At 36.9% G+C, this 12,175-nt stretch carries 8 protein-coding genes and 1 pseudogene; 4 read left to right on the top strand and 5 right to left on the bottom strand.

Annotated features, from left to right (window positions below; genetic code table 11):
- The 5 genes from BG20_RS00800 to BG20_RS00780 form a co-directional block, all read right to left on the bottom strand.
- On the bottom strand, positions 1-1,171 hold a 1,171-nt coding region (locus tag BG20_RS00800; protein ID WP_010189659.1), incomplete at its 3' end, for a hypothetical protein.
- A 42-nt stretch (positions 1,172-1,213) separates the two neighbouring features.
- On the bottom strand, positions 1,214-1,444 hold the full coding sequence (locus BG20_RS00795) for an LSM domain-containing protein (protein WP_010189658.1): 231 nt from the start codon (positions 1,442-1,444) through the stop codon (positions 1,214-1,216).
- Positions 1,445-1,473: 29 nt separating this feature from the next.
- Entirely contained in the window at positions 1,474-5,265 is a 3,792-nt protein-coding gene (locus BG20_RS00790) for a DNA-directed RNA polymerase subunit A' (protein WP_010189657.1), read from the bottom strand.
- A gap of 1 nt (position 5,266) precedes the next feature.
- Positions 5,267-8,614: a DNA-directed RNA polymerase subunit B gene (locus BG20_RS00785; protein WP_010189656.1), complete on the bottom strand. Its 3,348-nt coding sequence runs from the start codon at positions 8,612-8,614 to the stop codon at positions 5,267-5,269.
- Positions 8,615-8,866, bottom strand: coding sequence for a DNA-directed RNA polymerase subunit H (locus tag BG20_RS00780; protein ID WP_007402226.1), 252 nt, complete (start codon positions 8,864-8,866; stop codon positions 8,615-8,617).
- A 179-nt stretch (positions 8,867-9,045) separates the two neighbouring features.
- Here BG20_RS00780 and BG20_RS00775 point away from each other — a divergent pair, with 179 nt between their 5' ends.
- From BG20_RS00775 to BG20_RS00760, 4 genes and pseudogenes are all read left to right on the top strand, one after another.
- Positions 9,046-9,858, top strand: coding sequence for a PEFG-CTERM sorting domain-containing protein (locus BG20_RS00775; protein ID WP_007402227.1), 813 nt, complete (start codon positions 9,046-9,048; stop codon positions 9,856-9,858).
- Between the two features lie 62 nt (positions 9,859-9,920).
- Complete coding sequence (locus tag BG20_RS00770) at positions 9,921-10,775, top strand: PEFG-CTERM sorting domain-containing protein (protein ID WP_007402228.1); 855 nt, start codon at positions 9,921-9,923, stop codon at positions 10,773-10,775.
- A 63-nt stretch (positions 10,776-10,838) separates the two neighbouring features.
- On the top strand, positions 10,839-11,687 hold the full coding sequence (locus BG20_RS00765; protein ID WP_133936159.1) for a PEFG-CTERM sorting domain-containing protein: 849 nt from the start codon (positions 10,839-10,841) through the stop codon (positions 11,685-11,687).
- Positions 11,688-11,759: 72 nt separating this feature from the next.
- Positions 11,760-12,175, top strand: a pseudogene (locus BG20_RS00760) (PEFG-CTERM sorting domain-containing protein); the annotation flags it as partial.

Raw genomic sequence — 12,175 nt, 5'->3', positions numbered from 1 at the left:
TTTTTGTCAAAGATGGAGATAGTGGAGACATGTCAACTAAAGAACTCCAGACAAATGTTTCAATTGTATATTCACCTGAACTTTGAGGAATCCATGATTGTGAAACATCTAGTTTTTGATTTGGGGATATTTCACCTTGAACCCAAGATACAGACACTACAGAATTGCTAGAGTCTTTTACTTGAAAGAGGTAAACAAATTTCTGCTTAAAGTTTTGTTCGTTACTTACTGCTCCAACAATTTGTATTTGATCGTTTGTAGAAAAAGATTCTAGTGGAGTCCCAAAAGAGTTGGATAAAATGATTGGAGAATTTTGCAGTCTTTGGAGTGTTGGAACTGATGAATCAAAATTTGCAAATGCCTTGACTGGAAGCTTGTCAGATATGCTGTATGGCGCAGGGAGAGTATAATCATCATACTTTGCAGTGATCACATCACCTGGCATTGCAAACAATCGATTGCCACTTGATGATTGATTTTGTGCAAAAGTAATTGTTCCAACAAAGATACCAGAGTCGGCAGTTGTTTCAATTGCACTTACCTCAATTCCAGACAAATCAGAGTTTGATGTGACATGAACCATAACATGATCAACTGCTTTGGGATTGAGATTAAGGTCAGGATCAATTACACTAATTGATGCAGTGCTATCTGAAAGATAGTTTCCCTCTGAGAATTGTATTTGCGCAATGTTCCAGTTAATCAGAGCGGATTTTACTAATACAACGCCATCTGCAAATGTAAATGATATAGAGATGTTAGAATCACGGTTTGTCTCCAAATACCCACTTGTCGGACCACTTCCACCAGTTCTGGGAGTGGTATCAGGTCTTCCATCACCGTCTACATCGTGGAAAAATCCAGTCAAAGTTACTTCGGCAGAAAACACACCCGAGTTAAAGTTAGTCTCAGTAAAGCGATATGATGAGAGCGTGTGCCCAGCAGTTGAGATTTTAATTGGATGGTCCTCATCTCCGCCTATAGAGTCAATTAGATACTGATTTGTATTCCAGCTTGGGGCAAGTATGGTAATCTTTACTTTGTCAGTCCAAGAGTATACTGGCTTGTCAGTAAAGATTGGAGCATAGGGTTTGTTATAGTCTGGAATTTGTGCAAATGCAGGAACTAGAAAAATTAAGAAAATTAAAGGAATTAAAAGTAAAATTTTCAAGCCAACTATAATTTATGAGAGTTTGAATTTAATGTTTGAGAATTAAGACTCTTCATCTGGTAGTGATACTGCCAAAATATTATCACCGCGCAAAAGAATTCTCCCCAGTGGTACTACTTTATTATCTGAAATATCTTCGGCATTATCCAGTGTAAGATTCATGTGAATATCAAAGTCCTGTAGACTACCTCTTACTGATTTGTTGTTTCTTAATCGCAAAAGAATTACTTTGTTTTTGTTGTTTGTCATTAAATTAGAAATTTCGTCGCCCATTTTTTATCACGTTAATTATACTATTTTCCTCATTTCTTCTTGCTTACTTGCATGTAAAGGTCTACCGTTCCACTGCCAATTGGAATGATACTTCCAACAATGACGTTTTCTGTGATACCTTTGAGTTGTTCAACTTCACCAGCTAATGCTGCGTGAGCTATAGTTGGTACTGTAATCTCAAATGCTGCTCTTGCAAGTACACTGTCTTTAGTTCCAGCTATTCCGTGTCTTCCTATTTGTTGCATGTAACCTCTTGAACACATTAAATCAGATACTAACATGATGTATCTGTCATCGACTTCAAGACCTTGGTCTTCTAGTGTGTTGTTTAATTCATTAATCAGAGCGTTTCTTGATGCCTCAATACCCAAGGTTCCTGCAATTTCAAATACATTATTTGTTCTGACATTTTTCTTGTCAATTCCAGATACTTCAAGTACTTTGGCAATGTTTGAACCAGTTGTCTGAATTACCCATTCGTCGTCTTTTTGAACTAGGGTTACTCGTTCAATGTCAGGAACTCCTTTAACAGTAGTGTTGAGAACCTTGTTTCTAATTGCAATTACAGTTGGAGCATCTGACTCTTCTACTAGTTTTAGAGTAATTAGCTCACCAGTTGTCTCCATCTTGAATTTCTTGTTTGATTGTAATGCTGCCTCTACTTCGCCTACAGTACATCCTCTTTCTTTGAGTCTGTTTGGACTAAGAATTAATTTGATTTGAGTTGTGTAATCAGTCTCACTATCAGAGATTAATGCGCTTACCTTTGTTTGCAAAATATTTCTTGCAACATCGATTGCTTTTTCTCTTGATTTTTTAGATTCATTATCAAGATAAATATCCATAGTTGGAGTTACAGGTTTCTTTCTTGCATCTACTAGTTCGATTAATCTTGGAAGACCCAAGGTTACGTTTCTTTCTGCAATTCCTGCAAAGTGGAATGTTCTAAGTGTCATCTGAGTACCAGGTTCTCCGATAGATTGTGCAGTGATGATTCCTACTGCTTGTCCTGGTTCTACTTTTGCTTTGTTGTATAGTGATAGTCCTTTCTTACAAACAATTTCTGCACCTTCCTTACTTAGTTTAGAATCCAATAGTCCATCAGTTACAAGTTGTTTTAGTCTTGGATTGAATGTCTTTGTGTATTTCTTTGCCAAGTCTGTAATCTCTTCTTTGGTTGCCTTTTTACCAGAGTCAACAATTGTTTGTGATTCAATTAATCTGTTAATGTTAAATGCCTCACCATGGTCGCTTTTTGCAACATCAATTCCGTCTTCACCGTATAGGAATTGTATGATGTGACCGTGAGGATCTCTTACTGTTCCATCATATTCTAGTCTGATGTGCTCTAGTGCATTGATCAGTCTACGCTGCATGTATCCACTTTGTTGTGTTCTAACTGCAGTGTCTACTAGTCCCTCTCTTCCTCCCATTGCGTGGAAGAAAAATTCTAGTGCAGATAGTCCCTCTCTATAGTTTGATTTTACAAATCCGTGTGCATCTGGATTGTTGTCATGTTCTTGATAATGTGGTAATGCACGATTATTGTAACCAGCGTGCAGTCTACTTCCTCTTCTTGATTGTTGCCCTAATGCTCCGGCCATCTGACCAATGTTAAGTGAAGAACCTCTTGCGCCAGTAGTTGCCATAATTCTTCCGGCATTGCTTTGATCAAGGGATTGATCTGCAGTCATACCGGCTTTGTCTCTTGCTTTTCCTAGTTCGTTTACAATGTATGCCTCTAGTGCTTCTTCAGGTTTCATACCTCTTGTTAGTTTCAAAGTGCCCTTTTCATATTGAGATGTGAGATCAGAGATAATTCCATAAGTTTCTTGAATGTCATCTAGAATCTGTTGCTTTTCTTTTTCTGGTACTTCAAGGTCAGCATAACCGTAGCTGAATCCATAATGAGTGATGTATTGTTTTACCATAATTAAGATGGAATTCAAAAAGTTCTTTGCTTTTGTATTTCCATAGTCTTTTGCAATTCTGTGCAACACACTTTCTGGTTCTTCTGCACCAATTGATGATTTGTCGATTACACCGCTGATGAGTTCACCGTTTTTAATTACAACGTCTTTTTGTGCACCTTTGGTTCCTTTAGACCATTTTGATGTAATGACATAGTTGAAGTCTTTTGGTAAGAACAATGAGAATAGTTGTTTGCCAGTATACATTGGCCCATCTTTATTTTTAGAGCCAGGTTTTGGGAATTTCTCATTGTATCCACCTAGCATTGCATAATTGTAAAATTCTTGTGGAGTGAGTAAAGTATCATCTTTAGTTAAGAGGTATGCTCCTGTAACAAAGTCTCTTAGTGCTCCAATGATCGGACCACCATATCTTGGGGAGATTAATTGATCTTGGACTCTCATCAACAAAATTGCTTCTGCTCTTGCTTCTTCGCTTTGAGGAACGTGAAGGTTCATCTCATCTCCATCAAAGTCTGCGTTGTATGGAGGACATACAGATGGGTGTAGTCTGAAAGTCTTTCCTGGAAGTACTCTGACATAATGAGCCATAATTGACATTTGGTGAAGTGATGGCTGTCTGTTAAACAAAACAATATCACCGTTTGCAAGATGTCTTTCTACAAGATATCCAATCTCTAGGGTTTCAGCGATTGTAGAACGATCCTCTACAAAGTCTAATCTAATTTTTACACCGTCTGGTCTAACGATATAATTGACACCTGGAAATGTATTTGGACCATTAATTACCAGTTTTCTCATTCTTTCAATGTTCCATTCAGTGACAATTTCAGGAATTGTTAGCTTCATTGCAATTTGTTCAGGTACTCCAACTTCAGACAAGTCCAAGTTAGGATCTGGTGAAATTACAGTTCTACTTGAAAAGTCTACTCTCTTTCCAGAAAGTGAACCTCTGAATCTTCCCTCTTTTCCTTTGAGTCTTTGAGTTAGTGTTTTTAGTGGACGTCCAGAGCGGTGATGAGCTTGTGGAATTCCAGATACTTCATTATCAAAATAGGTTGTTGCGTGATACTGTAACAAGTCTACTAAATCTTGAACGATTAATGGAGGAGTTCCAGCTTCTTTGCTTTCTTTTAGTCTCTGATTGACTCTGATGATATCTACCATCTTGTGTGTCAAATCATCTTCAGAACGAATTCCAGTTTCTAAAATAATAGAAGGCCTAACAGTTACTGGTGGGACAGGTAGTGCTTGTAAGATAAACCACTCTGGTCTTGCAGTGACAGGATCATATGCCAAAAGGTGAAGATCATCGTCAATTATTTGAGAGAATCTTTCTCTAATTGTGATTGGCAGTAATCTGTGTTCTCCAATCTCTGTTTTTTCAACGAAGATAGTAGGCTTTGTAAAAATTAGTTCATACTGAGTTTTACCACAGTGAGGACATTCCTTTGCTTTTTTTGCTTTTTCAATAATTTGCTCTGGAATTCTTTTTTCAGATATTACAGTGTATGCTGCATGTTTTTCTTTGATTTTTCTAAATTCATCTAAATCTTCTTGTGGTACTTTGAGTCTTGCACAAGAACGACATGTAGACTGTAAGAGTTTGTAAATATTATCAATAAATGCAATGTGTAAGATTGGTTCTGCAAGTTCAATGTGACCAAAGTGTCCAGGACATCTTGCAGCAGTGTTTCCACATGTAAGACATTTTTGTCCAGGCTCTAATGTTCCCAGTCTGCCATCCATAAGACCTCCTTGTACTGGCATTCCGTCTTCATCATATGTCTCAGGAGCAGTGATTTCTGCAACAGAGTATTTTCTGATTTCAGTTGGAGACCAAACGGAGAATCTAATTGCGTCAATTGATTTTATGGCTTGAATAGACATTCTAGATTTTCTCCTTTATGAGCAATCTTGGGGCCACATTCAAACTTTGCATTTCTTGCAATAATAGTTTGAATGCATATGCAACAGATACTGATGATACTTTTGCTTTGTCACCACAAACTCTGCAGACATATTTTCTTTGTTTAACATCATGATATGCAACTAGTCCACATCTCTCACAGACAAAGATATCTGATTTATCAGATTCATCAAGTAATCTATCTTTGAGAATCATTGATGCACCATATGCAATTAAGCAGTCACGTTCCATTTCACCAAATCTCAAACCACCGCCTCTTGCTCTACCTTCTGTTGGCTGTTTGGTTAACATCTGAACTTGACCACGTGCTCTTGCATGAATCTTGTCTGCAACCATGTGGTGTAATTTTTGATAGTATACAACTCCAATGAAGACTTCGACTGGGAATGATTTTCCAGTTCTTCCGTCATACATTGTTTCTTTACCAGAATATTTGAAACCAGCGGCATCCATAACTGGTTTGACTTCTTCCATTTTTTCTCCAACAAATGCAGAGCCATCAAATTGACTTCCTCTCAATGCAGCTGCCTTGCCACAGATTGATTCCATAAACATTCCAACTGTCATTCTTGAAGGGAATGCATGTGGGTTAATCAAAACATCAGGAGAGATTCCATCTGCAGTGTATGGCAAGTCTTCAGCTTTTGCTAAAATTCCAAGTACACCTTTTTGTCCATGTCTTGATGCAAACTTGTCACCGATTTCAGGAATTCTCATATCTCTTACTCTAATTTTGTACATCTTTCCACCTTCATTGGATTGTGTCATAACTACAGTGTCAACAACTCCAGTTTCAGATGGTCTAACTCCAATTGAAGTATCTCTTCTGTAAGGACCAGATGATTCGAATTCTCTGTATTCCTCCATAAATCTTGGAGGACTTGTTTTTCCAATCAAGATATCTCCTCCATGTACTGGGGATTCTGATGCAACTACACCGTCCTCTTCTAATAATCGATAAGCCTTTTCTCCTTTGTATCCTCTTATGTTATCTTCAGCATTTGGAATTTCAAATGTATCACGCATTCCACCTGGGTATTGTTTTGCTTCAGCATCATAAATTCTAAAGAAGAATGTTCTACCTAGTCCTCTGTCAACTGAGGCCCTACTTAGTACAATTGCGTCTTCGATGTTGTATCCGTCAAATGGTAATACTGCAACTACACAGTTTTGTCCAGCTGGTCTGTCTTCTAATCCCAATAGTTTCATAGCTTTTGTGTTGACAATTGGAGTTTGTGGATATAGCATCAAGTGTTGTCTGACATATGTGCTAGTATTCATCATTGGAGTTGAAAATCCTAAGCTTTGTTTTGCCATTGCAGATTCGTATGTATTTCTTGGAGACTGGTTGTGTTCTGGATATGGAATTATGGATGCACCTGCGCCAAGAATTGCTGGTGGGAAGACTTCAAGATGTGTGTGTTTCTTTGTGTCTTTTTCATCTAGTGTAATGTAACAGTTCTCTTCTTCATTTGCATCAATCATTTCCAATACTCCCATTCTTAGAAGATCTGTCCATGAAAGTAATTTCTTTGAAATTTTATCTAAGAGATCTTGTGTTAGTAATGGTTTGTTGTCTTTAATGATAATTAGTGGTCGCAAAACACGGCCTGCATTACAATTAACATAGAGTCTTTTTGTGGAACCTTCAATCTCTGATTTATGAAATGAAATTCCAACGTGTGGGTGAATCTTTGAATTTCTTCGAAGATCTCGTAGTGACTCTGCTAGTTGTGCACCGTCTTTGTAATATCCAATTAGTCTACCATCAACAAAAATTCTAGCTCCGTCTTTTTTTACATCTTCTTTTGCATCAAAGAAATGAATTGTTCCAAGATCGTATAGTTTCTCTACAATCTCTTCTGATGGAACGTTTACTGAGATAATTCCAGATAGTGCCAAGTTCTTTACAAGACCACAGTTAGATCCTTCAGGAGTTTCACTTGGGCAAATTCTTCCAAAGTGTGTAGCATGCAAGTCTCTTGCCTCAAAGTTAGGCTGAGTTCTACTAAGTGGAGATTGAATTCTTCTCAGATGACTAATTGTAGATAGATAGTTTGTTCTATCAAGTAGTTGTGTGACACCAACACGTCCTCTGCCCCAGTTTCCTGTAGCAATAGCGTTGTTTAATTTATCAGTAATAATTCCAGGACGGATTGCAGCTGCTACTGCATTGATGCCTCTTTTTTGTCCAGATCTTTCTAATTGATATTTCATGTCTCTAACCAAATTTCTAAAGGCAGTTCTGAAAAGATCTGCCAACATTTGTCCTGCAAATTTAATGACTTTATTTCCATAATGATCTTTGTCATCAGGAGAAATCCATCCAAGTTTAAGTTCTAATAATTTACATGCTGCTTCACCTAAGAACTGGGCTTTTTCTTTTCTGTTTTCAGGATGTTTGCCCAAGTGTGGTAAGAGTCCCCAATCCAATAAGGTCTCTGCTCTTTTAATTTGGAATTCCTCTAACATTCCAGGTGCAATTCTTTTACTGATGTAAACAATTGCATCTTTTGCAGTTGGTACGTCACCTGCTTTTTCAAAAGAACCTTCTAGTTCATTTTGAATTTCATCTACTAGTGAAACTGCTGCTGCAATTTCTCTGTCAGATTCTAATCCAAGTGCTCTTGTTAAAGTGACAACTGGAATATCAACAGGAGAGCCAGGAATTCTAGCTACAATTAGTCCGTCATTTTTCATTACTAGTTCTAGTTTTGCACGATATCCTACAATAGAAGAATAGACCTTTGCTTTGAAAACAGTATTGCCACCAACACTTTCTCTATCAACAATTATTTTGTTGTATGAAAGATCTTCTAGTCCGACAATTACTCTCTCAGAACCATTTATGATAAAGTAACCACCAGGATCGTTTGGATCTTCGCCATGTTCAATTAATTTTTGAGTTGAAAAGTTATGTAAAATACAAGCATTAGACTTCGCCATTACTGGTACATCGCCAATATGGACAAATCGTGATTCCAAAATTTTGCCGTCCTCAACAACACTTGCCTCCATCATTACAGGTGCAGAATATGATACATTTCTGAGTCTGGCTTCAGCAGGTGTAATATGTGTGATAGAACCATCAAGTTCCATCATTCTTGGTTGTTGGAGTTTAACTTTACCTAGTTGAATTTTGTAAGGATATTCTGCATTTTCAATTTCAATTTGTCCTACTTCGTTGATAATACTTTGGAGACCACGCTCTAAAAATTCATCAAATGAGTTAAGATGTTGACGTGCAATACCTTCACGTTTTAAAATATCCTGAATTACTGGCCAGCGTTTTACTGAAGAATCGGCCATTTAAACTTCCACCACGTATCGATAGTATAGGCTCTCACCGGCAGTAGGACTTTTTCTAGTGATCTTTATCATATCACCTGGTTTAACACCTAGTCCCAAGATTGCAGGATCGTTTACAAAGATTAATGGTAATTCAGTTGGTTTGCAATTGTATTTTTTTAAAACTTCTTCAGCTTCTTGCTTGGAAATAATTTCGTGTTTTGGTACATAGATATGATCAGGTACTAGAACTTGATTTTTCTTAGTTGCCATTTACGAAACCTCCATGACGAACATTAAATGTAATAGCAAACAATACACACAAACTGTCAAAAACTCACGCTCAGGTTAATATATATCTAATCTGAAATTCGGCATAAATCACTCTTTTTTCTCTTTAGTCAACAATATTTTCCACAACCTTAAATAAGATAAATTTGGGCGTAAAATTGATGAATACTCATCTATCGGTGTTTGCCTTATCTGCAATTCTTATTGCAAGTTTAGGATTAGCACCAGCATTTGGACAAACGGATTCAATCAATGTTACTACAGACAAAACATCTTATGAAGATGGAGACACGATCTTAGTAACAGGAGCGGTGAAAGATCGTCTTACAGGAGTTCCTGTTAGTCTAAGAGTAGTGGCACCCAATGGCAACTTAGTCACAGTTGCACAAATTGACGTTAACGCAGACAAGACATTCAGTTCTGAGTTAATTGCAGGCGGGGCACTAATGAAGTCATCAGGAACATACAAAATCACAGCATTCTATGGAACTGAACATCGTGTAGCTGAAACTACATTTGAATTTGCAGGTTCAATGGGAGCTCCAGCAGCATCACCATCAATTAAGGTTACAGGTACTGACTTTATGGTCAATTACAAAATAACCGGTGGTAAGCTAATCAGTATTACTCCTGATGTAGATGCACACTCACTGATAATTGCAATAACTGCAAATCAGGATGGTTCACTTGTCATTACATTGCCAAGATCTTTGATTGATTCAAAGATGGGTGATCAAGATGATACATTCTTTGTCTTAGTTGACGGAGAAGAAGTAGACTTTGAGGAAACAGCAACTTCTACAGATAGAACACTAACAATACAATTCCCAGCAGGTGCTGAGGAAATTGAGATTATTGGTACCGTAGTAGTCCCAGAATTTGGTACAATCGCAGTTATGATTCTAGCAGTAGCAATTATTTCAATAATTGCAGTATCTGCAAAATCAAGACTTAGCATTATGCCAAGATACTAAATTCATCTTTTTTTCTCTTTTTAAAAATATATATTAATACCAGTAACTGTTTTGAGATTAGAATGAATTTTAAGCGATCAGCAACATCTATGGCATTAGCTCTAATAGCAGTGTCAATTATTTCAGTAGCTTCAATTCAGCAGGATGCTTTTGCTCAAACTACAGGAATGTCAGTTTCAGCTACAGCTTCACAAGGGTCTAACACAATATCAGTTAGTGGACATACAATGTCACAAATTACAGATATTACATTTACAGTAATTTCCCCTAGTCAAAACATAGTTAGTGTTGATCAAATAAAACCGGATGCAAAAGGTAACTTTTCCACAGAATTTAAAACAAATTCAATGTGGAAAGAAAATGGATTTTATACAATTAAAGTCGAGCAAAGTCCAAAAGGAAGTGCATTATACAAATTATCACTCCGTGTAGAAATAATCAACAGCATGACTACAAAGACAGATGTTACTCAATCCACATTAGGACCAACAACTTATGAATCAAAACCAATGTTACGAACAGGGTTGTCAATTGGAGAAGCAAATTCAATGGCAGGTTCAAATATAATTTCAATAGTTGGAACTACAGACAGTGCTAATTCCATAACAATGAAGGTAATAGCACCAAATGGAAATGTAGTAGTAGTTGATCAATTTGTACCAATTCTAAATGAACAAGGTCACTTCTTCAAAGATATTAAAACTGGAGGACCATTGTGGAAACAAGATGGACAGTATCAGATCGTAGCTCAACAAGGTGAAGATCCTAGATACAAGCATTCTATTGAAGTCGGAATAAAAGACGGTGTCGTAATTCCAGAATTTGGTACAATCGCAGTTATGATTCTAGCAGTAGCAATTATTTCAATAATTGCAGTATCTGCAAAATCAAGACTTAGCATTATGCCAAGATACTAAACCTACAAATTTTTCTAATTTTTAAATATACATAAATAGAGATGGGTTCATTTTGCAAATAAGATGAACAACCGTACGTCGTTCGCGCTATTGGCCGTTTTGACTGCAGTCGGTACTTTAACTTTGTCATCAGCATATGCAGAATGTCTAACTTGTGATGATGCAGTTGGTGGAAAAATGGCAACAAATCAAATGTTGTTAAGAGATCTCCCAATAACTGTATGGACAGACAAGACAACATATGATCATAATGACAAAATTATGGTACACGGCAACGTAGCAACTGTTTCTAAAATGCCAGTAACACTTACTGTTACGAGTCCAAATAATTCAATCGTAACTATTGCTCAATTAGATGTTAATAGTGATGGTAGTTTTGAAACGACTCTAATGACAGGTGGGGAATTGTGGAAACAAAAAGGTACATACACCATTAAAGTCAACTATGGTACTTTTGAGAAAAACAATAAAGTACTTGTTGAATTAACTGGTGAGACTTCAGCTAGTTCAAACAATTGTGGTTCTTCAGAGTTATATCTAAAGGGCAATTATTGTGTACCATACACCATTACAGGTGGAAAGGTAACTGGTGCAAGCATTAACAGTAATGATAAATCAATTATTGTTAAAATCAGTGCAGATGAAGATGGAACACTTACATTAAATCCTGACAAATCAGTCCTTGACGGTATCTTCATGGTACTAGTTGATGGACAAGAATGGGATGATGTTGAAATTGGTGACAACAGTGTCACAATAATGTTCCCAGTAGGTACTGAGAAAATTGAAGTGATAGGTACATTTGTAATTCCAGAATTTGGTACAATCGCAGTTATGATTCTAGCAGTAGCAATTATTTCAATAATTGCAGTATCTGCAAAATCAAGACTTAGCATTATGCCAAGATACTAAACCTACAAATTTTTCCATTTTTTCATTTTATTGATAGTAAAGGAAATATAGAATCATTCAACTAGAAATTTTGTGCGAGTGGTAATTATCTCTAGTGTCTTAATTTTGTTAGTTGCCTTTACCATACCAGCATTTGCAGAAACTCTAGTTTCAGTAGGAACAAATGCCAAATCATACAAGGAAGGAGAGACAATTGTAATTTCAGGGACAGTATCTACTGTACTACCAGGGACTCCAATAACAATGCAGATTTTTAGTGAAGGTAATTTAGTTGATATTGCACAGATAACTGTTGCAGCGGATGGTAGTTATTCTCATACTATAATCGCACAAGGTCCATTGTGGACAAAGGCAGGAGAGTATACAATAAGAGCATCATATGGGGAGGGAAAAATTGCAGAGACACAATTTGCTTTTGCATTAAAGAGTGGAGTAACTACAACGGACATATTTGAAGTGGATGCGGGAAGTTACGGAACATTTGATGT

Source organism: Candidatus Nitrosarchaeum limnium BG20 (genome assembly GCF_000241145.1).
Taxonomy (GTDB): Archaea; Thermoproteota; Nitrososphaeria; order Nitrososphaerales; family Nitrosopumilaceae; genus Nitrosarchaeum; species Nitrosarchaeum limnae.
This window is presented reverse-complemented; position numbering and strand designations above follow the sequence as displayed.

Excerpts from the sequence above, each read along its gene's own strand:
- BG20_RS00795 (WP_010189658.1), bottom strand. The coding sequence starts at position 1,444 with ATGGGCGACGAAATTTCTAATTTAATGACAAACAACAAAAACAAAGTA.
- BG20_RS00790 (WP_010189657.1), bottom strand. The coding sequence starts at position 5,265 with ATGTCTATTCAAGCCATAAAATCAATTGACGCAATTAGATTCTCCGTT.
- BG20_RS00785 (WP_010189656.1), bottom strand. The coding sequence starts at position 8,614 with ATGGCCGATTCTTCAGTAAAACGCTGGCCAGTAATTCAGGATATTTTA.
- BG20_RS00780 (WP_007402226.1), bottom strand. The coding sequence starts at position 8,866 with ATGGCAACTAAGAAAAATCAAGTTCTAGTACCTGATCATATCTATGTA.
- BG20_RS00775 (WP_007402227.1), top strand. The coding sequence starts at position 9,046 with ATGAATACTCATCTATCGGTGTTTGCCTTATCTGCAATTCTTATTGCA.
- BG20_RS00770 (WP_007402228.1), top strand. The coding sequence starts at position 9,921 with ATGAATTTTAAGCGATCAGCAACATCTATGGCATTAGCTCTAATAGCA.
- BG20_RS00765 (WP_133936159.1), top strand. The coding sequence starts at position 10,839 with ATGAACAACCGTACGTCGTTCGCGCTATTGGCCGTTTTGACTGCAGTC.